This is a genomic window from Parabacteroides sp. D25 (assembly GCF_000307475.1).
In the GTDB taxonomy this organism is placed as follows: domain Bacteria; phylum Bacteroidota; class Bacteroidia; order Bacteroidales; family Tannerellaceae; genus Parabacteroides; species Parabacteroides distasonis.
On the sequence record NZ_JH976508.1, the window covers coordinates 164930 to 188915 of the forward strand.

Sequence of the window (23986 nt, forward strand, 5' to 3'; positions counted from 1 at the left end):
GATATTGGGATGTTATACCCAAACAACAATAAGAAAACGATGCAGATACATAACAATACATTGATAGCGGAATGCTCGGCTTACGATTTCAAGGAAATGTTGGAGCGTAAGAAAGTAAAGTCATGGCTTAAATCCGTGTCGGCATTTGCCAATACGGACGGTGGCAGTTTGTTCTATGGAGTGAATGATGACGGCGTAATTGTAGGGTTGGAGAATCCACAAGCCGATGCTGATTTTATCAGTGAAATGATAAAGGCACGACTTGACCCTGTGCCGGAAGTTCAACTTATTCCGATAGAACATGAAGGACATACCCTGCTTGAAGTGAAAGTAAAGGCAGGAACGCTTACACCTTATTACTATTATCAGGATGGGACACGTACCGCATATGTACGAGTTGGGAATGAAAGTGTAGAATGCAACTCCCAACAATTACTTTCGTTGGTATTAAAAGGCACGCACATGACTTGGGATTCACTGCCTACCCAAGTGGATGCCAGCAAACATTCTTTCATCATCCTTGCCAATACTTTCCGTGAGCAAACCCATCAGGAATGGAACGATAAGTATCTGGAATCATTCGGGCTGGTAACTCCTGACGGCAAACTGACCAATGCAGGATTGCTGTTTGTGGATAATTGCACGGTATTTCAATCGCGTATTTTCTGCACCCGTTGGACTGGACTCTATAAGGATGATGCCATCAGTTCCGTAGAACATCGGGCTAACCTTGTGCTGCTCTTAAAATATGGTATGGATTTCATCAAAAACTATACCATGAGCGGCTGGGTGAAGATGCCAAACTATCGCCTTAACCTCCCCGACTATTCCGACCGTGCTATCTTCGAAGGATTGGTAAACCATCTTATCCATCGGGATTATACCGTGATGGGCGGTGAAGTACATATCGATATTTACGATGACCGTGTAGAACTGGTATCACCGGGCGCAATGCTTGACGGAACACAGATTCAAGACCGTGACATATACAAAGTGCCGTCCATGCGCCGCAACCCCGTCATTGCGGATGTGTTCACACAGTTGGATTATATGGAAAAACGTGGTTCCGGCTTACGCAAAATGCGAGAGCTTACAGAGAAGCTACCCAATTTCCTGCAAGGTAAAGAGCCGCAATATCAAACGGAAGCGACTTCTTTCTACACCACATTCTATAATTTGAACTGGGGTGACAACGGAAGAATGCCTGTTGAAGAAGTAGCCAACAGAGTAAATAGTACCCTCGAAAAGTACCCGGTAAACGAAGAAAGTTCGGTCGAAAAGTTCGGTGTAAACACAAAAGAGTTCGGTGTAAATGAAGAAAGTTCGGTCGAAAAGTTCGGTGTAAATGCGGATAAGTTCGGAGATACATCGGAAACACAGAAGAAAGTCAGTAAAACTGCACAAAAGATAATCGACCTCGTTATTTCAGATCCTTCAATCACAGCTGATAATATGGCCAACAAGATTGGTGTAACTAAACGCGCTATAGAGAAAAATATCAAGAGCCTTAGGGGTATGGGAATTTTGGTTCACGAAGGTTCAGACAAGGCTGGTTATTGGCGCATTATTGTTAAACCATAAACAGAACAACAAACCTATGGAGACCTCTTTCATACCATTCTTTGCAATCATAGCCGTTTTGATTATCGCCTTTTTGTTTGCCTCTTTGCCACAGGTAAACCATAAAACGCGATACCGAGTGCTTTATGCAATAGCCATTATCATGCTATTAGCTGTTATCCCTATTAGTGAATATATGGCTGGTGGCATACAAAACTCAAGTAACAATTATCTGCTTGTCCTAATATTCGATATTGCAGTAGGATATTTCTGTATGTACATTGCTGCTTTGCTAAAATTCAACGTTCTTAAACGAAAGAACCAAGCATTAGAAAACGCCTTGACAGAAAAGCAACAAGAAAATGTAGCAATCCTATTGGAGCATCAAAACGAAAAACAACAAGCACTCCGGCAAAGAGAGCTTGAATGGTTAGCTGGGAAAATAAAGATGTTTACCGAAGAAGAACAGGAAGCTATTCTTGCCAGTGCTCTATCATTTGCTGAACATGACTTGATAGTTGCTCCCTCAATAAGCATACAGCCCAAAGAAACATGTAGTCAGCAAGAACTAATGTACTTTGTCTGCTCTGCTTTTTACAATATGGATAAAAGCCGTAGTGAAGTTGTGGGTTTCTTATATAAAGTTTTTCCTCTCTATTTTCCTGCTGGAGAAAGTGCATTGGCTAAAAAGATGCCGGGATTGGAGAAAGTTAAGGAAAGGAGAGAAAAAGAAAATGCTCAATAACAATTAGTATTATTAGCGTCACTTATTTCTAATTAAATTTTAATACGAATAATAATGAGTACAAAATTTTTCACAAACAGCACAGGAAACACCTTGTTTGATAAATTCAAAGGTATTGCTGCTGATATGATAAATTTCGATAGTTTTTTAGCAGTTGTTGGATTTTTTCGCTCATCTGGTTATTTTAAATTACGAAAAGAGTTGGGTAATGTATCAGAAATTAAAATATTGGTAGGTATTAATATTGATGATATTTTTCGCAAACACAATAAAGCTCTATTGATGTTAGCAGACGAAGATAAAGCGAAAGAAATCTATCACAACGGCTTCAAAGAGGACATTATTAATGCCCAATATTCTCCTGAAGTAGAAGAGGGTATTTTACAGATGTGTGAAGACCTTGTTTCAGGACGCTTACAAATGCGTATCCACGCTACTAAAAACTTGCACGCTAAATTCTATCTCTGTTTGCCACAAAATCATAGCGAACATAGCGATGGTTGGGTTATTATGGGATCGTCAAATATCTCTGATTCGGGTTTAGGCATTAAGCAACCACCACAATACGAACTTAATGTAGCGATGAAAGACTTTGACGATGTGAAGTATTGCTCTGATGAGTTTTGGGCTTTGTGGAATGAAGCTGTGCCATTGACTGTAGAAGATATTGAAGAGTACAAGAAGAAAACATATTTGGGTTATCAGCCAACGCCATACGAACTATACATAAAAGTGCTTATCGATACTTTTGGCGACCAAGTGGAAGATGATTTTTCTATTCAGTTGCCCGATGGTGTCAAGGATTTGAAATATCAGAAAGATGCCGTTATTCAAGGCTATCAGATGCTGATGCAGCATAACGGCTTGTTTCTTGCTGATGTTGTAGGTTTGGGAAAGACTATGATTGCTACAATGATAGCCAAGCGATTTGTAGAGGCTAACGGTAAAAACACCAATATCCTTGTTGTTTATCCTCCTGCTCTGGAAGACAACTGGAGAAATACATTCAAGTTGTTCGGCATCTACAAAAAAGCTCAGTTTATCACTAATGGTAGCCTATCCAAAGTTCTTGACGGTAAAGACAACTACAAGGATAAAGAGGAGTTTGATCTAATCATTGTCGATGAAGCACACGGTTTCCGTAGCGATAGTTCGGGCAAGTATGACGAGTTGCAGAAGATATGCAAGTCTCCTTGCATAAATATGGGCTTATTGAAGAGTTCACAGAAGAAAGTGATGCTTCTTTCAGCAACTCCGCTCAACAACCGTCCCGATGATTTGCAGAATCAATTATTGCTGTTCCAAAACAGTCAGAGTTGTACCATTGATGGAGTTCCAAACCTCAAAGGTTTCTTCTCAGAATACATATTGGACTACAAGCGATTGATGCGTGAACGTGACCAGCGTGATGTTACATCCGAAGTGGATAAAATATATGAGCAAATCCGTAGTAAGGTTATCGACAAAGTAACAGTTCGTCGTACACGCAACAACATTCTAAATGACCCTGATTATAGAGCAGACATCAAGTCTCAGGGCATCATATTCCCCAATATTCTGCCACCTAACGAATTGGAGTACGTGATGGACTCCGACACAAGTAATCGTTTCTACGAAACATTGAAACAATTAACCGATGGGAAAACAGATGAGAATCCAGAGGGCAAGGGACTAACTTATGCTCGTTATCGTGCAGTAGAGTTTTTGAAGCCTGAATATCGTAACAAGTACAAGAATGCTGTACATATCGGTCAGACATTGGCAGCTATCTATCGTGTCCATATGGTAAAGCGATTGGAGAGTAGTTTCTATGCTTTCAAGAAGTCGCTCCGCACACTTCTTCGTATCACAACCGATATGATTAAGATGTTTGAAGAGGACAAGGTTATCATTGCTCCTGACTTGAAAGTAAAAGATCTTCAAGCAAAGAATATGGAACTTGACGAGATTATAGAGTATGCTATTACAAAAGGATATGCCACAGAAGATATACTCTTTACCGCAGATGCTTTCAGTTCCGACTTTGTTGAAATGCTCCATCACGACCGTGAGATATTGGAACAACTCAATGCAGATTGGGAGAAAGAAAATGACGACCCAAAATTCGATAAGTTCCAAGAAAACCTTACTCATAACTTCTTCGATAAAGAGAGAAATCCATCGGGCAAATTGGTATTGTTCTCCGAAAGTGTAGATACACTGAACTATTTGTACGATAGACTTACAAAGGAAATTGGTCGTTCCGATGTCTTAATGGTTACAGCAGCCAACCGCAATCGTTTGGGGCAGACCATCAAGGAAAATTTTGATGCAAACTTTGACAGCGATTCTATGAGGTACAACATTATCATTACCTCTGATGTGTTAGCGGAAGGTGTGAACTTGCATCGTTCTAATGTGATTGTCAATTATGATTCACCTTGGAACGCTACCCGATTGATGCAGCGCATCGGTCGTGTAAACCGTATCGGATCAGTTGCTACCAACATCTACAACTATATGTTCTACCCATCTCAACAGGGAGATAAAGAAATTCAGTTATATAAGAATGCCCTTGTCAAGTTGCAAGGTTTCCATTCGGCATTTGGCGAAGATGCACAAATCTACTCCAAAGAGGAGATTGTAAAGGAGTTCCAGATGTTCGATAGCAATGTAAAGGATAGCATTGACAAGAAAATTGCCCTATTGCGTGAGGTACGTGAACTCTATAATAGCGACCGCAAACTGTATCACAAAATCAAGGCACTGCCAATGAAGAGCCGTGTAATGCGTGATACAGGAAAGCATAGCGGTAAGTCTATAATATTTGTTTCTTCCAATGTTAAAACAGAGTTCTATTTGGCATCAGCAACTAGTGTGGAGGTTATTGACTTCCTTGAAGCAGTAAAATATCTCAAAGCGAAGCCAGAAGAACAGCCTGTGCCATTTTCTAAAGAAGAGCAACACTACAAACATGTAAATAGTGCATTAGCTCAATATACGACCGAATATGTGGAGGCTGCCGATACATCATCCATCAACCGCACTGACCTTGACAAGACTTCGCTTGAAGCCAACAAGTTCTTGCGTACTATCAAGCAGATAACAACCGATAATGAATTGAAATCACAATGCGATGTGTTGATGGGATATATCAATGAAGGTATCTATGCCCAACTACCTCGTTACTTGAAAACTTTGTCTCGTGAATACAAGAACGACCGTGCAAAGATGAAACAAAACGAGTATAGTTTACAAAACAAAATTTCGGAACTACTTAGCGAGTATCAGACGATGAACAAGGAGCAACGCCACGATGCCCAAGATATTTCCAATCCACAAATCATTATTTCAGAGAGTTTCAAATAAATCACTCACTATAAACCAATATTACTATGGCAACTATATATACCTCAGATAGTTTAAGAAACATATTCCAATCGTCATTCAACTTGACACAATGGTATAGCTTTTCGCAACACTTTTTCAATGCAAGTGAATTGAAAGAGAAGCCTGAAAGAATTATTGAGAACACTTCGGATGAAGGCTACTATTTAGGTAACATAAATACTACTGATAGTTACCGTATAGGTTTGTTTCATTATAATATCCGTCAAGGCTCTGTCGCAAATAAACGTGTAGGACTTCGCAATCTCGTAAAATCATTTATCAACCCTACTTGGGGCGAATTTGATGCGGCATTGGTGGTATTTGATAGTGGCGACCATTGGCGTTTGTCATTCATTTGTGATATTAATGGTGAGGCAACATCGCCTAAACGTTACACTTTTGTACTGGGTGACAAAGGAAGTCATTATAACACACCAGTAGCCCGTTTCATCGACTTGCAACAGAAAGGTCTTTCTTTTACCAACATCAAGGAAGCGTTCTCCGTGGAAGCACTATCGAAAGATTTTTATAACAAGCTCTACAATTGGTATTTGTGGGCTTTGTCTGAGGATATAAACGTCACCTTCCCCAACAATCCCAACACCGAGAAGGATGACCGAGAGAACATCAATGTCAAGTTGATACGCATGATAACACGTCTGCTCTTCGTGTGGTTCATTAAACAGAAAGGACTGGTGCCTGACAGTATCTTTAACCCGAAACAGTTAAAGTCCATTCTTGTTGACTTTGATGAAACATCGCACATTGATGGCAACTACTATAATGCCATCCTGCAAAACCTCTTTTTTGCCACGCTCAACTGTGCCATTATCGATGAGGAGGGCAATCCTCGCTGTTTTGCTGCCTCCAAGTCTGGACGTGATACACGGAACCTTTACCGCTACAAGGAAATGTTCCAACAGAAAGAAGAGGAGATACTGACTCTCTTTGCCCACGTTCCGTTTCTGAACGGTGGACTCTTTGAGTGTCTCGACAAACCCAAAGATTTGTATCTCAACCAAGAATATGACATTTTTTATGACGGCTTTAGCCGCAATGCTACCAAATCATCTAATGGTAACTTCAAGTATCGGGCGTTTGTTCCCAACATTCTTTTCTTTAATGATGATGAAGACCAACCTGGACTCATTAATTTGTTGAAGCAATACAACTTCACCATCGAAGAGAACTCGCCTACGGATGCCGTCATATCGCTTGACCCCGAATTGCTCGGTCGTGTGTTCGAGAACCTTTTAGCGGCATACAATCCCGAAACACAGGAATCGGCACGCAAATCCACTGGCTCATTCTATACGCCGCGTCCCATCGTCGACTATATGGTGGACGAGGCCATAAAGAGTTATCTCCTTGGCAAACGACTCGACCGAATAAGCGAAGAAAAATTGAATGCACTATTTAAAGAGAGAACCGTTTCTACAGATTGGACAGATAGCAACAAGGATGCTATCGCCAACGCGCTCAAACAAGTCAAGATACTCGACCCAGCCTGCGGCTCGGGAGCGTTCCCCATGGGGTGTCTCTTGCGTATTGTTGACATCATAGAGTTGCTCAAGGGAGATACGGTCGACCGCTACCAACTCAAACTCACTATCATTGAGAATTGTGTCTATGGCGTTGATATCCAGCCAATCGCCATGCTTATATGTAAACTGCGTTTCTTCATCTCGCTTATCTGCGAGCAGAATGACATCGACTTTAGTTCTCCCGAAACGAACTTTGGCATCAACACTCTTCCTAACCTGGAAACAAAGTTCGTTGCAGCCAACACGCTCATCAGTGCCAATATACGCAACTACGAGGACGATTGGACGAACGACGAGAAACTGGATAGCATGAAAGAAAAACTGCTCTGTATCCGCAACGACCACTTCCTTGCGAAAGGTCGTGTAGCCAAGAAACGAAGTGAGCGTCAAGACAATGCCACCCGCCAACAGCTGCTCGACTATATAGTCAGCCATGCCCAAAAGCCTGACCTTGAAAAAATTGCAGCACATGAACGACTCTTGCAGCAACTCTCTGATGAATGGGAATTGTACAAGGATGAAGTGTGGGTAGACAAAACTCATCCCGTAGAGCAAACACTGTTCGGTGTAGTAGAGCATCCTGACTCTTTGTTTCGTGAGGACATCAACAAGAAGAAGCGCAAGGAACTGACAGTACGCATAAAAGCGACAAAAGCAGAAATTGCCAAAGAGCAGAACAAAGGCGAAATCACAGGATTTGAAGCCGCAGTCAAGCAGATAACGGAATGGAATCCATATGACCAAAATTCAGTGTCTTCCTTCTTTGACCCCGAATGGATGTTCTGTCTTAAAGAGAAGTTTGACATAGTGATTGGTAATCCGCCATATATTTCTACTAAAGGAGTAAAGGAAGAAGACAAAGTGAAGTATGAAAAGGAGTTTGGCTTTTCTGATGACACATACAATCTTTTTACATTCAAAGGATTGGCTCTCTGTAAAGATGGTGGAACACTAACTTATATCACACCAAAGACGTTTTGGACGACACAGACCAAGCGCAATATGAGAGATATATTGTTGTCAAATACCATTCGCTATATTTTTGATACAGCCAATCCTTTTGAAGCAGCAATGGTTGACACCTGCATCACACAGACTGTTAAGCAGCCGATGGTAGATGAGCACATTGTTGATTTCTATGATGGTACTGCAGATTTGTCTCATCCCATTGTGTTCACTCCTATTCAACAAAGCATGTTCATAAATGCGCAGAACTCCGTAATATTCAAACCTACGCCACTGAATTTGCGCATCTATGAACTCTATGGGAAGAAAGTGAAAGAACTATATGACAAATGGTGGAGCAAGATTGAGACATCAAAGAAGATTTCTCAAAACCATAAGGAGTTGGAAGCCTATCGTGCCAGCCTAAAACCAGGCGATATTGCTTTATTGGGCTGTCTTACAGAGGGAGGACAAGGACTTGCAACGGCCAACAACGGTAAGTACATTGCTGTGCGCCGTTCCACAAAATGGGCGAAGAATATCATAGAGTCACGACCCAAGAAACTGGTAGAAGCCATTAAGAAAAAGAAAATTAAGGTGGAAGGATTGGACGCCTATGCCAACGAAAAGGAATTCTTGGCATCCCTCTCGGAAAAAGAAATAGCAAACCTCTTCGACAATCTCAAAGAGAAGTATGGCCGTGACATTTTCGGACAGGGCTATATCTATAAAATCATTGATGATAGTGAACTGGCAAACGTTGATGAGCTGACCAAAGATGAGAAGGAGAACGGCATTGATACCTCAAAAAACTTCTATGTGCCTTACGACAAGGGAGACAAAGACGGTAATCGCTGGTATCTTGAAACCCCATTTGCCATTGCTTGGTCTAAGGAGAACGTCCAGTTTTTGAAGACAGATCCAAGGGCGCGATACCAAGGTTATACGTTCTACTTTAGGGAGGGATTTTGTTGGATAGATGTAAATTCTACTTATCTTAAAGCAAGACTGAAAGGTAATGGCGTATTTGATGTTTTAAGTATGAGTTTATTCTCTATGAACCAAATACCTGATTGGTATTACGTTAGCCTTATTAATTCGGAGCTTATTAGTCTCTATGTAGATAATTTTGTGAACAATACATCTCATTTCCAAATAAATGATGCGAGGCAGTTACCAATCGTAATACCAAATTTAAAAATTTTGAATAAAATAGAACAGTTATGTAAAGAGGCGATTTGTTTAAAGAAAGATAGTTTTTCTTCCTTGGTTGATAGAACAACTGCGGAAGAAAAACTATTAGCATTGCAACGAGATTTGGATTATTATGTACAAGCAGAACTATATGGAATATAAGCATGCTATTAAATTGTCATTTTCCTCTTCTATTATTTCCAACTCTGATTGAATTGATATGTCTGTTGTTATACCTTTAGCAACAGACTTTTTTAACTCAAAAGCACTGGTAAATAATCTGTTACACGATTTTAATATCTCATTATCTGGAATTAATACAGGAATTAATTTAGCATCTCCTGTTGTACAATGAGAAGTCGAATTAATAAAGTTATCAACGTATATAGCTGCAAATCTAGAGTTCATTAAAGAAATCAGATAGAACTCTGGAACCTGGTTGACACAAGAAAAGAAACTCATGCTTTCTGTGCTTTGTACAGTCTTTTCTTTCTTTTTGCATTTCATATATGTTGTCAAAACATTATTCCAACAAAATCCCTCTGTGTTTAGAGATTATAAATTTTCTCAACATAAGAATCCACTTCTTTCTGGATGACATCAAGAGCATTGTTCGTTGTGTGTCCTTTCTTTATTTTAATTGCATTTGAGACAAATGATTTTGCCTGCTCATCATCTGTCGATGTAGGAATGATGATGGGTAACTGACGTGCATCATTAATCTGAAATGTCTGAGTATTATTGACGAAGTTGTCAACATAATGACTAATCAAGGTTGAGTTTATCATTGTGATGATGTAGTCTTCTGAAAGCAAATTAGAAACTCCAAAAATGCTCATACTTTTGACGTCATGTATGCTTTTTTCTTTCTTACGGCACTTCAGAAACATTGTGTTTATATCACTCCAACACAATCCCTCCCTAAAGTAGAATTGAGGATTGCGGACAACTGGCATTCCTTCACCTTTCTTTCCTGAATTTGTCTTCAAAAACTGGACGATATTAATAGATTCCTCTTTCCCATCTGCCATTAACAGATTTAGTAGGTAAACGAATACCAGTATATGCCAAATACCGATATAGAGTTCCTCTCGCAACTTTTATTTTTTTGGCTATTATTGGAATACTTACTCCTTCTGATAACTGCTTTACAATAAAGAGATGTTTAGCTTCGCATTTCGAATTTGGGCGATTGTTTCTACGCCCAGTAGCACGCCCTATTGGCTTTCCCTCAGACTTTAATCTTGCTAAGGCTTCTTTTGTGCGCTGGCTAATAAGATTCCGCTCAATCTCCGCAGATAAACCGAAGGCGAAAGCTAACACCTTACTTTGGATGTCTTCGCCTAAGCGATAGTTGTCTTTTATTGTCCAAACCTTACATTCCTTAGTCATGCAAATATTCAATATTTCCATGATCATGAACAGATTCCTACCAAGCCGTGACAACTCGGCACATATAATAAGGTCATCCTTGTTTACACGTTTCAAAAGTTTACCAAGTTCTCGCTTACTATAAGATTTTGTACCACTGATGGTTTCCTCTATCCAACCATCTATCACTAGTTTATTGCGCTCACAGAAATTATTAATTTCAAAACGCTGATTCTCTACAGTTTGTTTATCACTGCTTACTCTAATGTATCCGTAAATCATAACGCTAAAATTTATATTAACACACACCAATATAAAAAATCCCTTCACAATTAATTGAGATGTAAAAGGATAAATTGGAGTAAACAGTATATACGTAAAAACATATACTAATTTTTCCTTTTTATTGCTATCTGCTTTTTTATCAAGTTCTTATGCTGCTCATTCACCACCCGATACATCGAATAATACGCAAAGGCTTCTTCTCTATGCCTCATGCTACTAACTGATGCAGCAACAGCCCATGTAACTATAATGATAACAAACACTACGACATATCGAAGTTTGATATGATGCCCCCGTATAAACATCCCATTGATATTTGGTGGAATAATGGTTACAGGGCTTTTCAATTCATTGATTCTCACAAGTATCTCGTCCTGCCGCTTTAATATGCAATCGGTATTTGCTTCAATAGTCATACGATTGAGATTGTAATCGCAAACGTGTCTATAAAGATATTCTAGAAATTTAGACTTCTGTTTGAATAGTTCAATAAGCTTCGGGAACCATAGCGAAAACGGCAATGTATCAGGTTGCTGCTTCCAGATATGTTTCTTCACCACTGATAACGCATCATTCCAACAGGAACAGAAACTTTTGGCGATTCCATCATAAATGGTCTTTTCGTCAAAGTCCACTTTTACAGATTGTTCTGGTTTAGGAACTGTAGTATTCTGTTTTTCAATACACTCTTTTAGCTCGTTGATACTTTGGCGCAAATTCGCAAGATTTGCAGCTACTACATCTTCTTTCATTATCTTCTACGTTTTGAGGTTTTATAAAAAGGTTCGTTTCTTTGGTTATCCTTATCTTTATCGTTTCGCCATCCTTGTTCATTGTTGGTTCCTCCACCTCCTCCACTGGGAATTATGGCTTGATGGGGTTGAATAATCAGTTCCGCTGCCACATTACCCAATGTAGCACAAAGACTGTTAAAACTCAAATCACGGTCAAGTTTAGAACCAGCCATGCTATATTCATCCTGACAGAAGGATATACCACAAATTTTATCCGAGTTCTCAGCGTGATTAAAACGCATATCTATACCCAAACCTTTGAGAATACTAAAAAAGCTATTCCAAGAACGGGAATTTGCTCGTGCGTCAAGCACAGAGGAACGAAGATTATACTTCCGTAGTTGATGAGGACGCAAACGACTCTTATTTCTGGCTTTACTATTTTTAGGGGCAAAGTAAAGTCCATACACTTTAGTTAAAACGCGACAAACTTTTGCATTGCGTATTCTTTCATTACTGTCAGAAATGAGATTGCCTTCATTGTTTATCCGATTGAATACCAAATGACAATGAGGATGTTTCGTGTCGTGATGCCGGGCTATGATATATTGAGTATTGCGAATCCCCATTTGCTCCATCCATTTCTTGGCAATTTCCACCATAAGCGCATCCCCTTCTTCATTATCTGGAAAACGGCTAATATCTTGCAAAGAGAAAGCAAGTGATACGTGCTTCACAGGACTCTTTACTTTCGGGCGCATGGATGCTTGAAGGTAAAAAGAATCGGCAATCAACTTATTGCTAATGGCACATACTCCTTCGTGCGCCAAAAGTGTAGCGCATTTCTTCTTGCTCTTTTGGTCGTTGGCATAGTTTACAATACCTCCGAAATCAACTCTTGTTTTAATCTTCGCTATCATGACAGGTATTCTTTACTTGGGTGATAATTCTACTAACTTCCGAGATAATCGAAAAACACTGTTGTTTGACTGTTTCCAATCCATAGATGTGCATCTGATGGGCAATCTGATTGACGTTATTGGCGATACCGGAAAGGTCACGAATTGCCGATACTATTTCCGGACTGATACGTTGACAGACCTGACAATCCATTGCTGCCTGATGGCAAAATTCATTGACTGACAATCCTGCCTGTTCCGCTTTGGATTGGATATAAATGTAGTCGTTCTCGGTAAACATTACCCGAAAACATTTGGTACGTTTCTGATAGCTCGCCAACTTTGGGCGACCACCAAGTTTCTTTTCCTTTATACTCATATTGATTCTCGATATTGATAAATTATTTTTTTGAGAGTGGCAGTTCTATCGCTTGCCGCATAGGTTTTAGTGACACTAAAACACAAACTTGCCACTCAAAAAATCTTCCTATATTTCCCCTGCTCTATCCGGCATAGCTTGCCATCTTTAATAAAGGCTTCTATCCACTTATTTGCTGTACTTCCATTCTCGCCCAAAGTTAAAACCACCGCATCATAATCTTTCTTTGTGAAAGTGTCAGGCAACATATTATAAAGGGTGTTCCTTCGTGCATAAACGCCTGTCTCTTGCGAAACGGTATTGAATCGTTTAGACTGATTTCCTGACAAATTCTGATAAATGAATACGGCATGATAAAGCAGGGTGTCGCAAATACTCATGGCTATGGAATAGTCAAACTCATGGCAAACCAATTGTACAGTCTCGTCAGAAGAAGATTTGTGAATCACATTATCCAAATGTCGGACAGCGGTTAACATCATCATTATACGATAAGCAATTAGTCCCATCCGTCTGACTACTCCTTGCATCTTGTTATCCACTTCGTCACAACATTCCTCATTCACACGACTGAGATATTCAATAAACTGTTCCTGCAAATCAGAGGGAAGAGAAAAGGAATAATTACCCCGCCTCACAAATTCTTTATGCAGATGACAGAATTTATCTCCCAACAGTTTGAACATGGCATTCTTGGATTGAGAAATGTCGCTTGTGGCAAACACATTTCTTATACCTCGTTTGAAGCGGATAATATAGAAACAAAAGCGACTCATCAATCCATTTTCCGCATCAGGTATCAATTTTCTTACTTGCTCTGGAGTTCCAGCCAAAGCTACCGAAACTCTCGGATTAGCTACTTCGCAATACTCCCTGTCCTTGCGCCGACTCAAACTTACCAACTCATGGTGAAATGCCTTTCGTAACACATCGGAATAGTTACCATAGTCAGACTTCAAAGTCTGGCTTAATGTGTCTCCTTCCGATTCAAACAACAGCCCGATTCCGTCATTATCCCCCAATATCTTCAAGAAAGAACTTGCGCTACTATTGGCAGGAATGACGAGCATACGCATGGGCGGTTCTGTTGGCATAGTCATTTCATCAGTTTTCTTACCTTTGATATAAGCGCTCATCGCTTCTTTGTATTCCTGCTCTAATCGTTTGGAAAGTTCATGCAAATTACGATTGATGGGAGCTACCAATTCCCGGCATAAGGTCAATGCTCCTTTTCCCATACCTGCATCTGCCACAACGAACAGATAGAGATTCGGATAAACAATGCGCTCATCGTAAACACCACAAACATTATGAAAGCAGACCGACAAACACACAATAGCCCCAATCAGTATCGTATCACGGTCATCTACTGAAATGGAATTATTGACAACCTCATTTAGAAAAGGAGGAAGATGCTCAAACACACATTCAGGAAATACAGGAAGTTCTTCTTCTGATTTTATCCATTTACCCGTTTTACCATTTTGGATATTTGGTAAAATGGATAAATGCTCTTTACTGAACGGAGCCAATGGGATTCCGGCTTGATTTGCCAAATGGAAGAAAGAACGGATAGTAATGCCTTGCCCTTTAGAGTGCAGGCAATGCGTATATTGTTGATCCGTTTCTTCCCTTTGATAGATAGGGTAAAACCTGCTGATACGGTGATAATACTCCCGTCCATTCTCTCCCAATCCATCCACAAGCGCAAAGCCCAACTCCACCCAATCTTTATAATTAGGGGCTATATCAATGGAACGTTGTTCTATCTCCCGAACAACACTTTCCACATCTTCCTCCACCTTATTATATATAGGGACAATACTTGGTGTATGTGCCTGTTGTATTTCAGAAGGGACATTCTCCCAATCTTGGGCGGAAAATATTTTCTTCGACATCATCTTTGTATTTATGGTTAATATATGCTTGTGGGTCGTAGGATAAGAAGCATGAACGAGCCACATCACTGCCGGACATATCCACTAATGGCAAACCTGTTGCTTTGATGCAGTTGGCAACAGCCTTAAAGTACCGGGAATGTTCCCAGCCTTTCAAGTCAACAGGTATTATCCACTTCAATCCATTACCAGATGGACTGACAAATAACAGTTCCGTATCAAAATACTCATGGTTGAGCAGTTGCTGTTTTAACTCCCCTATGTTATCCACATGATCGAAATCCAAACACATCAATCCTGAGTGCATAATCAGTTCCTTCTCATTACGCTTGCGAAATAATCCCGAAAAAGTACAATAGTCAAAATGAGTGGCTTTGTATCTTTTGGCTTCGGAAGAAGATAGCATCAAACGCAGGGCTTCGGTTTGTGGTTGGGCATAATGCCCGATGATATAACGATACACATCCACAATACCTACCGCCCTTATCGGTTCGATGTTTTGAATGGGCTTGCGAAAGAATGAAAAACAATAGTCTGTCGTTTCCATCATCTGATAATCTTTTTAGATTCGACAAATCGTCTGGCTTCTTCCATTAAGTCATCTTGTGTCTTATGTGATTTGTTCTTCAACCAATCATCAATCTCTGATTGCAGGAAAGCCAACGCTTTATTTATTTTATGTACGGGAATCTGTTTGGTTGATACCCATCCATAAACCGTTTGTTTGGCTGGATGTGATGGAAGATAAGCGCAAAGTTCGTCTATATCCATCCACTTAGGTGAGTTACTTGCCTGCTTATGTTGCAAGGCATTTACTTTGGATTGCAGTACTTCTACGGACTCAATCAGGTAGGACAACGCATTCGGCATTTCCTCCAATGAATTTACTTTATAGGCCATTTTTTCTTCGTATTAAAGTTTATGCCGCAAAAGTATAGGGATGCTTATAGGTGCTAAATAGGTGCTTGACCGCCACCAATCAACCGCTCATTTACCACTGACAGATTTAAGTTTCATTAATACGAGAATTTATTGGAAGACATAATAAAAGGGGAATAAACCACTATTGGGACTAACACATTCCTTATCGAAAGCTTCAATCTACAAAATACCCCTCAAAAAGCCGATGCTTCATGAGGGGTAAACGGTGGTAAGTATATGATTGGTATTACATAAGTCATTGGTGCTCAATGGTGGATAAAACCACCACAACCTATAAATCCAAATTCTCTATATGTAGTGTATTGGCGGCTTTCTCTTTTTGTTCATTTACGATGTGCGTATAAATCTGCGTGGTTTTGACGTTAGTATGTCCCATCAAAGACTTGATAGTGTATATGTCAACGCCATTTTCCAGCAACAATGAAGCATAGCTATGACGGCCACAATGGAAGGTGATGTGCTTCTTGATACCGGATGCTTCTATCCAGACTTTCAACGGGCGAGAAATCCAAGAGGCATCAGTCAACCCTTCAAAAACAAGTGCTTCATCATCGTCTGGACGTATGCCGCATAGTTGAAGTGCCTGTTGAATGACTGGCTTGTAATCGGGTCTTTTTGTCTTTTGCTGAATTACGACTGCTTGCCATGTACCCTTGCTTGTTTGCTGAATTTGTTTCCATCTCAAAGTTTGAATATCGCTATGCCGCAATCCAGTGAGAATAGAGAACAAGAACGCACGTTTCAAAACATCATCCTTGCAAGGAGTATCAACCAACATCTGTACTTCATTCATGGTAAGCGCAACACGAGGTTTCTCTATGTTTGTTATCCCCTTTACTTTCGCGCTTATATCAACGGTCAGATATTCATCAATGAATGCCTGTTTCAATCCGGCTTTGAGTATAGAGAAATAAGTCGATGCCGTGTTTTGTGAGATAGTACCTTTCTTATTCCCTCCCATTGGAGCACGGAGAAGGAACATCTTTATATCTTCAAGCAGTTTAACGGAAATCGTCTTGAATGGAATTGGCTGCCCTTGTGAATACATTTTCAATAATTCGCCTACACGCCTCCAGTTGACTATAATCGAATCGGAACTATTGGGATGACGTGTGCTTATAATACGATTGAAATACTTGATAAAATCCTGTTCGCTCCGTTCATTCTGTGCAGCTATTTCGTTTTCCTTATCAGTGTAAAGGATGGCACTATCGTATTCGTGTTGGCGTAACTTCCGCACATTGTCGGCATAGATACAAGCCTCTTGGTCTATCGTTGAACGGCATTGGATAATCCCATTCAAATCACGTTTAGGCTTATAGTTGAATGTTCCATCCGGCAGGATGCGTGCAATGGACGATTTGTCCCAAACAGGCGTGGATATAGTCCGGTTAATGGATTCCACCACACGGCTTGCACGGGTTGAACCTCGTTTGTACACTGGGTACGACTCTATAATCAGATACCACTCTTCTTTGTAGTTCGACCTTCTGAGTTTGACGGTCACTTTGGTATTAGGTAATGCTTTCTTCATTTTACTTCTGATTTATATAGATTATCAATTTCTTGCTTGGGTACATACACATAGTTTCCTATTTGTCTTGAGGGAATAGAGTATTTTCTAACGTGCGCCCATACTGAACTGTCATTAATATGGTACTTCTCACAAATCTCAGTAATGGTATAGCAATCCTCCGGCTCTAAGCTGTATGTTTTAGGAACAGGCTTTTCTTTCTCCGCAATACTTTCCGGTCTGTTTAGAAAAAGCCATTCCATTTCAGAGCGTTTGATACGTGTGAGCCTTGTACCCATATTGATAGTTGGAATACGTCCCAATTTAATCAGGCGATACAGAGTGCTACGTTCCACCCCGAACATAGCGACGGCTTCCTTTACAGAAATGTACTCTCTGATGTCTGATACTTGTTTAGCAATGGCTTCTAACTTCGCGTTTCTATCCTTTGCATCCTTTTTGCGTTTCCAAGCCACTTTACCACATTTAGGGGAACAATAGTGACTGTCAAGTGTTTTTGCGACAAACACTTTGCCGCAGACCTTACACTTCCGTTTGATTTCAAATCCGATTGTTGGCATGTTATCTACTTTTAAGTATGTATTAGTATGTATAAGTGTGATTAAGTACCACATTATCTACTTTTTTGTCTTGTCGCAAACATGTCGCAAATAAGAGATAAAAAAGCCCATAGAAAACACATAGCAACCATGAACTCCATAAACGCAAAAAGCGTGCAACTCATTGAGCTGCACGCTTTTGCTTATTGTTTATTATCTGTATCCTTATCGGAATCATTTGACAGCTTGAAAGATATACAGAAGAACGACGGGGAATTATATTTTTATTTAATGAATGGAGAGATAGACTTGCTGTTGAGTGGCATTATTCACAATCACGATTCTTTACGGGTAATCGTTACCTATAATTCTCAACCCTATTATATCGTAACCAATCCGGGTAATAAGGAAGTATTGGATGGTTTGAATATGGCTTTGGAACGGATATTGGATGCTAATCCAAATTTTGCGGCAGAGCGTTATGCCGCTAACTTTCCTGCCCGACTTGTAAATGTCCAATTTAGTGACCGGGACTTGGAATATGTCAAGAAAAGGAAAACGATCACGGTAGCCGTTCCGGAGAATTGGTATCCCTTTTATTGTAAAGAAACCTCCCAGAAGAACCATGTCGGTATCATGGTGGATATATTGGATAAGATCAAGGACTTTACCGGTTTGGATTTTTCGTATGTGTATGCGAAGAATTATAGTGATGCGGTCCATCTGGTACAACGAGGGAAAGCTGATATCTTAGGCTTTTTCTTGGGAGATGAGAACGATGCGGCCCAGCTAGGGCTTGCGCTTTCAGCCTCTTATGTGAGTGCGAACAATATCATAGTACGCAATAAAGCCTGTAGTTATCCCGCTCCGGGTTTGGTTGGTGCTTTGGTGGAAAGTCAGCGATTTCCAAGTGGCATATCTGCGGAGAAGATTCGGTCCTATCCGGGCATTAAGGAGGCATTAGCCGCTGTCAATAGCGGAGAGGCTGATTTTATCTATGGATTGTCCTCTAAAATGGAACAGGATATTTCGCGTTATCATTTCACCAATCTTGCTCCTGTGACATTGGTCAATGATCAGAGTGCGATAAGTTTTGCGTTACCTACCCCAGTTGACCCGGATTTATTAACCGTACTCAACAAGGCGATCAATAATCTTTCTGAGTCCGAGAGGACTGTTATACGCAATCGGAATCTGGAATCTATCGGCGTGAATGAATTCTCTCTTACGGACTTTATATATGCGAATCCCTTACAATTTATGTTTATCGTGATGTTTGTCCTGTCGGTGCTATTTACGGCATTACTGCTGGCTATAGGGGCCCGGATGAAAGCGACCGTGATACAGGGCAACCTGAAACGGGCTGAGGCGGCTAACTTGGCGAAGAGCGAGTTTCTTTCCCGGATGAGTCATGAGATCCGTACGCCGATGAACGGAATTGTAGGTATGAGTACTATCGCCATGCAAAACATAGATAATACCGATAAGATAAAGGATTGCCTAGAGAAAGTAATCATGTCTTCCAAGCATCTTCTCGCTCTCATTAACGACGTGCTGGATATGTCGAAGATAGAAAGCGGAAAAGTGGAACTTCGACATGAGAGCTTTAATTTCCGGGCATTCTTGCAGGACCTTGAAAATCTGTATGGCGAGCAGGCCAAGAGTAAAGGGATCAGCTATGAGACGATATTGGCTAGTGATCTGGAAGTACAGATTATAGGAGACTCCTTGCGCTTGAATCAAGTTCTCTCCAACCTGTTATCGAATGCGCTGAAATTTACGCCGGCCAAGGGAATGATTAAACTTCGGGTATCTAAAACAGGTGAGGATCAAGAGAATGTTTACCTTCGTTTCGAGGTAATCGATACGGGATGTGGTATAGCCGAGGAGAATTATGATAAAATCTTCGAATCGTTCGAACAGGAAAATGTGGATGTTACTTATAAATATGGAGGTACAGGATTAGGGCTTTCTATCGTTAAGCGTTTCACAGGGTTGATGGGTGGTGGCATACATGTGACGAGCGTGCAGGGGAGTGGCAGTACATTCACCGTTGATCTGCCTTTCGGCAAAATAAAGGAATCGGGTAAGCCCACTCGTTTTTCCGATATTAATGGGAGGAATGACCTTGCGAAGGATTGTTATGCTGTTGATTATGACTTCAAAGGTAAACGGATCTTATTGGTTGAGGACAATGAGCTTAACCGGGAGATAGCGGAGGAATTGATCGGAGTTACCGGTGCGTCGGTGGAGAGTGCTGAGGACGGAGTACAGGCCGTAGAGATGTTTAAGGAGTCTGCCGAAGGGTATTATGATTTGATATTGATGGATGTGCAGATGCCGCATATGGATGGCTATGAGGCTACCCGATGTATTCGTGCATTAGGGCGTTCTGATGCTCAAAAGGTTCCTATCTTCGCTATGACAGCCAACGCATTCGCTGAGGATGTGCAGAAAAGTAGGGAGGCCGGTATGAACGCTCATATATCTAAACCATTAAATATACGTGCCGTGTATAAGCAAATGAACCGGTACCTTCAAGGATAAATAAAAGATTGATAAATAATAAAAAGGGGCTGCCTCTGGAAATTAAACTTTCGAGGCGGTCCCTTCTGCTTTTATTAGATATTCTTTATTTTTCCGTAATTACCGAGAATTCACCGATACCCGCTTGCTTTTTATTATCTACGATACGGGTTGCGACCAAACGGATTTGGTTACCTTTCGTTATCGGGAAATGTACGACTTGCTCGATCGGGTTAGCCTTGATATTGGAGAATTCGCCTTCGGCCACCTTCTTTCCATTAATATATAATTGATAGTTGGAGATATGACCGCTTGCGTCACGTCCTTGGTTCGGGGTGTAGCGGAATCCGGATATAGGCATTTCTTTCGCTAATTGTACGACTAACTCTTGTTTCCCTTGTGGTAAATAGTAGGTCGTGTAGCCGTTTCCGTCTAGGATTAGGCTGGTTTTCTCATCTTTCGGTGATACGATCGTGTAATCACAAGCAGGAATATCGAACGTTTGCGCGGAAACCGGACTGACTGTATCGAAAGTCGGATCATAGGCAATCGCCTTGACAGTTCCTTTTTGAGCGAAAGCGAATGGCGCCTGATAAAGCGGTGAGTCCTTGGTCGGATCTGAACCGTCGGTGGTATAATGAACCTCGGAGCCTTTATCCCCGGCCTGTATGGTTACCTCGTCATTGATATTACGGGCAATCGTTGGCTCGGTCACCAAGGCGGGGGCAAGGTATGCTTCCACGTTATTGATACAAAGCGGCCCGCGGGCGTCCGTGAAGTTGATGCGTATCTTCTCCGCTTTCTCGGTCTGGAAACGGACAATTCGTTTATAGCCGACAGTTGTCGTAGAATCCACAGTCTGTGCCGGAATCCATTTACCCCCTTGCTCGAGTTCGATATTGAACGAGCGTACTCGTTGTCCTAATGGGATATATTCTTGTATTACCAAGCGGTTTACATCGGTAGGATGGGTTAACGTGAAAGTCAATGAACCACTGGTTACTCCATCGTCCGTAGCCCAATAGGTATCCCAATCCCCATCTACTGCCTTATTGGGACTAAAATTACGTCCTCTTTTATTGCTCGCTTGTACGTAACATCCTTTCAAAAGATTCTCCTTAAAGTCATTTTGGATGGTTTGATACCATTGTACGGCACGGGCGGAGTCTACCGGACTTATTTTTCCGTTCAACGCTACGGGGAAGTTCAATAGGAAATTGGCGTTATGCCCGACGCTTCGGTAATAAAGATCGACTAATTTTGCCAGAGATTTGACTTGGTGATCTTCCCGGGAGTGATAGAACCATCCCGGACGGATAGATACATCGCATTCCCCACCTAGCCACATCGGTCCGTTCTCATCTCCCCATACACTCTGTTGGAAAGTAGGCATGGAGGGTTCCGGGGCGAAGATGCTCCATTGGGTATCACCGGCCCAACCTTCCTCGTTACCGATCCAGCGGATATCGGGTACTGTCCCTCCGAAAACCATGATGTCCGGGTGGTGCGCCTTGATCGTGTCTCGTGCCCGCTCATATTGATAATAGGTCTTGGCGTCTATAGCACGGGTTTCATTCGTGCCGCCATACCAGCCATTGCCACCGTTTGCCCCATCAAACCAGTATTCGAACAACGGGCCATAGTTGGAGACTAATTCATGTAATTGGGCATGGAATTTCTCTACATATCCCGGTTGTCCGTAGTTCTCACTGTTTCTGTCCCAAGGGGAGAGATAGACACCGAATTTCAGCCCGTGTTTCTTACAAGCGTCGGATAGTTCTTTTACCATATCCCCTTTGCCATCTTTCCAAGGAGAATTCTTTACGCTATATTCGGTTGTGGCGGTAGGCCATAGACAGAAACCATCGTGATGCTTGGTGGTTAAGATTACGCCTTTCAATCCGGCGGCTTTGATTGTTTGCGCCCATTGATCGCAATCCAGATCCGTTGGATTGAATGTGGAGGCGGGAGTATTTCCGTAACCCCATTCCAGATCATTGAACGTATTTAATCCGAAATGGACAAAGGCGTATGTTTCCATCTTATGCCATTCAACTTGTGCCGGCGTGGGAACGGGCAGGATAGGGGCGGGCGCTGTCGCTTCTTTACAGGAGAAGAAGGAAAACAACCCAAGCCCCAATAAAATAGAGGAACTCAAGTGCTTCATTATTTGTTTATATTTAGATGAGACCTCAAATATATGAAAAAAAACGGCAGATTTTTATTCTGTCTTTAGATATCTAGATAAAAGATAAAGTCCCCTGTCTTTTAGATGTCTCCTCTGGGGAAATTTTCATGCTAGCATATGATTGTTTATCAATTGTTTGCAGTGCCAGTTTATTTATCGCCTTTGGCACGGTCGTGCCATCACAGTGGCAACGCTGTGCCATCCGTGTGGCAGGGCCGTGCCATCGTAGTGGCACAGTATTGCCGCTATGATGGCAAGGGTACCGGCTATATCGTTTACGTGAGTAGTCGGTATTTTTGCGTGTGCTATATTATAATGTACCCGATATCCGTTGCCGTAAAAAACTTGAAAAATAATGCCCGATAAATTTGGACCGTATGTTTTATAGCATTACTTTTGCACCCGCATTCGAGAGAGAACGGCGCTTCAGAAATGATGGAAACGTGGAGGTATCCTTGGGTAGGGGATGAGGTTGGCTAGGCCAAGCGATAATTTCCAACCGCCCGGAGATCGGCTTGAGAAAAAAAACTTGAAAATTTTTCACCGAAAAATTTGGAGGTTAAGAAAAAGTCCTTACCTTTGCAGCCGCAATCGAGAAACGATAGCGACAAGAGTTCTTTGAGAGATTTACATAATTCAACAAGTAGTACAAGTATAGGAAAATTAATTTTCCGGATTGATACCGTCAAAGAAGTATGACTTTGGACTACAATAACGGATTCCGGAGCGAGGATATAAAAACAATTTAAACAACGAAGAGTTTGATCCTGGCTCAGGATGAACGCTAGCGACAGGCTTAACACATGCAAGTCGAGGGGCAGCACAGGTAGCAATACCGGGTGGCGACCGGCGCACGGGTGAGTAACGCGTATGCAACTTGCCTATCAGAGGGGGATAACCCGGCGAAAGTCGGACTAATACCGCATGAAGCAGGGATCCCGCATGGGAATATTTGCTAAAGATTCATCGCTGATAGATAGGCATGCGTTCCATTAGGCAGTTGGCGGGGTAACGGCCCACCAAACCGACGATGGATAGGGGTTCTGAGAGGAAGGTCCCCCACATTGGTACTGAGACACGGACCAAACTCCTACGGGAGGCAGCAGTGAGGAATATTGGTCAATGGCCGAGAGGCTGAACCAGCCAAGTCGCGTGAGGGATGAAGGTTCTATGGATCGTAAACCTCTTTTATAAGGGAATAAAGTGCGGGACGTGTCCCGTTTTGTATGTACCTTATGAATAAGGATCGGCTAACTCCGTGCCAGCAGCCGCGGTAATACGGAGGATCCGAGCGTTATCCGGATTTATTGGGTTTAAAGGGTGCGTAGGCGGCC

General features: G+C 41.5%; 17 protein-coding genes and 1 rRNA gene. 6 read left to right on the forward strand and 12 right to left on the reverse strand.

Annotation, left to right across the window (positions count from 1 at the left end; all coding sequences use genetic code 11):
• Positions 1-39 precede the first annotated feature (39 nt).
• Genes HMPREF0999_RS19340 through HMPREF0999_RS19355 form a run of 4 tightly spaced genes read left to right on the forward strand, consistent with a single transcriptional unit; the run spans position 40 to position 9519 of the window.
• Positions 40-1581 carry an RNA-binding domain-containing protein gene (locus HMPREF0999_RS19340; protein WP_008771006.1) on the forward strand — a complete coding sequence of 514 codons (1542 nt, stop codon included), beginning with the start codon at positions 40-42 and terminating at the stop codon, positions 1579-1581.
• A 16-nt stretch (positions 1582-1597) separates the two neighbouring features.
• A complete protein-coding gene (locus HMPREF0999_RS19345) occupies positions 1598-2305 on the forward strand; it encodes a hypothetical protein (protein ID WP_008771007.1) in 708 nt (235 codons plus the stop codon).
• A 54-nt stretch (positions 2306-2359) separates the two neighbouring features.
• On the forward strand, positions 2360-5653 hold the full coding sequence (locus HMPREF0999_RS19350; protein WP_008771008.1) for a helicase-related protein: 3294 nt from the start codon (positions 2360-2362) through the stop codon (positions 5651-5653).
• 26 nt (positions 5654-5679) lie between these two features.
• The gene (locus tag HMPREF0999_RS19355) at positions 5680-9519 is read left to right on the forward strand and encodes an Eco57I restriction-modification methylase domain-containing protein (RefSeq protein WP_009276692.1); all 3840 of its coding nucleotides are present in this window, start codon (positions 5680-5682) and stop codon (positions 9517-9519) included.
• Here the strand turns inward: HMPREF0999_RS19355 and HMPREF0999_RS19360 are convergent.
• From HMPREF0999_RS19360 to HMPREF0999_RS19410, 11 genes are all read right to left on the reverse strand, one after another.
• On the reverse strand, positions 9505-9864 hold the full coding sequence (locus HMPREF0999_RS19360; protein ID WP_050551128.1) for a hypothetical protein: 360 nt from the start codon (positions 9862-9864) through the stop codon (positions 9505-9507). The genes HMPREF0999_RS19355 and HMPREF0999_RS19360 overlap by 15 nt on opposite strands.
• A gap of 41 nt (positions 9865-9905) precedes the next feature.
• The gene (locus HMPREF0999_RS19365; RefSeq protein WP_009276693.1) at positions 9906-10388 is read right to left on the reverse strand and encodes a hypothetical protein; all 483 of its coding nucleotides are present in this window, start codon (positions 10386-10388) and stop codon (positions 9906-9908) included.
• On the reverse strand, positions 10360-11010 hold the full coding sequence (locus HMPREF0999_RS19370; protein WP_009276694.1) for a master DNA invertase Mpi family serine-type recombinase: 651 nt from the start codon (positions 11008-11010) through the stop codon (positions 10360-10362). Before HMPREF0999_RS19370 ends, HMPREF0999_RS19365 begins: the two co-directional genes overlap by 29 nt.
• A 107-nt stretch (positions 11011-11117) precedes the next feature.
• Positions 11118-11765 (reverse strand): hypothetical protein, encoded by a 648-nt coding sequence (locus tag HMPREF0999_RS19375; RefSeq protein WP_009276695.1) that lies wholly within the window; start codon positions 11763-11765, stop codon positions 11118-11120.
• On the reverse strand, positions 11765-12667 hold the full coding sequence (locus HMPREF0999_RS19380) for a relaxase/mobilization nuclease domain-containing protein (protein ID WP_009276696.1): 903 nt from the start codon (positions 12665-12667) through the stop codon (positions 11765-11767). Before HMPREF0999_RS19380 ends, HMPREF0999_RS19375 begins: the two co-directional genes overlap by 1 nt.
• A complete protein-coding gene (locus tag HMPREF0999_RS19385; RefSeq protein WP_009276697.1) occupies positions 12651-13025 on the reverse strand; it encodes a MobC family plasmid mobilization relaxosome protein in 375 nt (124 codons plus the stop codon). The genes HMPREF0999_RS19380 and HMPREF0999_RS19385 overlap by 17 nt, the downstream gene beginning before the upstream one ends.
• A gap of 95 nt (positions 13026-13120) precedes the next feature.
• Complete coding sequence (locus tag HMPREF0999_RS19390; protein WP_009276698.1) at positions 13121-14923, reverse strand: DUF3987 domain-containing protein; 1803 nt, start codon at positions 14921-14923, stop codon at positions 13121-13123.
• Positions 14874-15473, reverse strand: a complete 600-nt coding sequence (locus HMPREF0999_RS19395; protein ID WP_010185565.1) for a BT4734/BF3469 family protein — start codon at positions 15471-15473, stop codon at positions 14874-14876. Before HMPREF0999_RS19395 ends, HMPREF0999_RS19390 begins: the two co-directional genes overlap by 50 nt.
• Entirely contained in the window at positions 15470-15823 is a 354-nt protein-coding gene (gene mads1, locus HMPREF0999_RS19400; RefSeq protein WP_004313943.1) for a methylation-associated defense system helix-turn-helix domain-containing protein MAD1, read from the reverse strand. The genes HMPREF0999_RS19395 and mads1 overlap by 4 nt, the downstream gene beginning before the upstream one ends.
• Before the next feature lie 313 nt (positions 15824-16136).
• Positions 16137-17399, reverse strand: coding sequence for a site-specific integrase (locus tag HMPREF0999_RS19405; protein WP_009276700.1), 1263 nt, complete (start codon positions 17397-17399; stop codon positions 16137-16139).
• Positions 17396-17959 carry a helix-turn-helix domain-containing protein gene (locus HMPREF0999_RS19410; RefSeq protein WP_009276701.1) on the reverse strand — a complete coding sequence of 188 codons (564 nt, stop codon included), beginning with the start codon at positions 17957-17959 and terminating at the stop codon, positions 17396-17398. Before HMPREF0999_RS19410 ends, HMPREF0999_RS19405 begins: the two co-directional genes overlap by 4 nt.
• A gap of 129 nt (positions 17960-18088) precedes the next feature.
• On the opposite strand from HMPREF0999_RS19410, the gene HMPREF0999_RS19415 reads away from it, so the two are divergent.
• Entirely contained in the window at positions 18089-20485 is a 2397-nt protein-coding gene (locus HMPREF0999_RS19415) for an ATP-binding protein (RefSeq protein ID WP_009276702.1), read from the forward strand.
• 85 nt (positions 20486-20570) lie between these two features.
• Here the strand turns inward: HMPREF0999_RS19415 and HMPREF0999_RS19420 are convergent, their stop codons facing one another.
• Positions 20571-22631, reverse strand: coding sequence for an alpha-L-fucosidase (locus HMPREF0999_RS19420; RefSeq protein ID WP_005864201.1), 2061 nt, complete (start codon positions 22629-22631; stop codon positions 20571-20573).
• A gap of 770 nt (positions 22632-23401) precedes the next feature.
• Between HMPREF0999_RS19420 and HMPREF0999_RS19425 the strand changes: the two genes are divergently transcribed.
• Positions 23402-23986, forward strand: a 16S ribosomal RNA gene (locus tag HMPREF0999_RS19425); the annotation flags it as partial.

What these genes read in the sequence shown, in the direction of transcription:
- HMPREF0999_RS19375 (WP_009276695.1), bottom strand. Translation starts at nt 11,765, where the DNA reads ATGAAAGAAGATGTAGTAGCTGCAAATCTTGCGAATTTGCGCCAAAGT.
- HMPREF0999_RS19365 (WP_009276693.1), bottom strand. Translation starts at nt 10,388, where the DNA reads ATGGCAGATGGGAAAGAGGAATCTATTAATATCGTCCAGTTTTTGAAG.
- HMPREF0999_RS19405 (WP_009276700.1), bottom strand. Translation starts at nt 17,399, where the DNA reads ATGAAGAAAGCATTACCTAATACCAAAGTGACCGTCAAACTCAGAAGG.
- HMPREF0999_RS19370 (WP_009276694.1), bottom strand. Translation starts at nt 11,010, where the DNA reads ATGATTTACGGATACATTAGAGTAAGCAGTGATAAACAAACTGTAGAG.
- HMPREF0999_RS19380 (WP_009276696.1), bottom strand. Translation starts at nt 12,667, where the DNA reads ATGATAGCGAAGATTAAAACAAGAGTTGATTTCGGAGGTATTGTAAAC.
- HMPREF0999_RS19385 (WP_009276697.1), bottom strand. Translation starts at nt 13,025, where the DNA reads ATGAGTATAAAGGAAAAGAAACTTGGTGGTCGCCCAAAGTTGGCGAGC.
- HMPREF0999_RS19420 (WP_005864201.1), bottom strand. Translation starts at nt 22,631, where the DNA reads ATGAAGCACTTGAGTTCCTCTATTTTATTGGGGCTTGGGTTGTTTTCC.
- HMPREF0999_RS19390 (WP_009276698.1), bottom strand. Translation starts at nt 14,923, where the DNA reads ATGTCGAAGAAAATATTTTCCGCCCAAGATTGGGAGAATGTCCCTTCT.
- HMPREF0999_RS19415 (WP_009276702.1), top strand. Translation starts at nt 18,089, where the DNA reads ATGAACTCCATAAACGCAAAAAGCGTGCAACTCATTGAGCTGCACGCT.
- HMPREF0999_RS19355 (WP_009276692.1), top strand. Translation starts at nt 5,680, where the DNA reads ATGGCAACTATATATACCTCAGATAGTTTAAGAAACATATTCCAATCG.
- HMPREF0999_RS19395 (WP_010185565.1), bottom strand. Translation starts at nt 15,473, where the DNA reads ATGATGGAAACGACAGACTATTGTTTTTCATTCTTTCGCAAGCCCATT.
- mads1 (WP_004313943.1), bottom strand. Translation starts at nt 15,823, where the DNA reads ATGGCCTATAAAGTAAATTCATTGGAGGAAATGCCGAATGCGTTGTCC.
- HMPREF0999_RS19410 (WP_009276701.1), bottom strand. Translation starts at nt 17,959, where the DNA reads ATGCCAACAATCGGATTTGAAATCAAACGGAAGTGTAAGGTCTGCGGC.
- HMPREF0999_RS19345 (WP_008771007.1), top strand. Translation starts at nt 1,598, where the DNA reads ATGGAGACCTCTTTCATACCATTCTTTGCAATCATAGCCGTTTTGATT.
- HMPREF0999_RS19360 (WP_050551128.1), bottom strand. Translation starts at nt 9,864, where the DNA reads ATGAAATGCAAAAAGAAAGAAAAGACTGTACAAAGCACAGAAAGCATG.
- HMPREF0999_RS19350 (WP_008771008.1), top strand. Translation starts at nt 2,360, where the DNA reads ATGAGTACAAAATTTTTCACAAACAGCACAGGAAACACCTTGTTTGAT.
- HMPREF0999_RS19340 (WP_008771006.1), top strand. Translation starts at nt 40, where the DNA reads ATGCAGATACATAACAATACATTGATAGCGGAATGCTCGGCTTACGAT.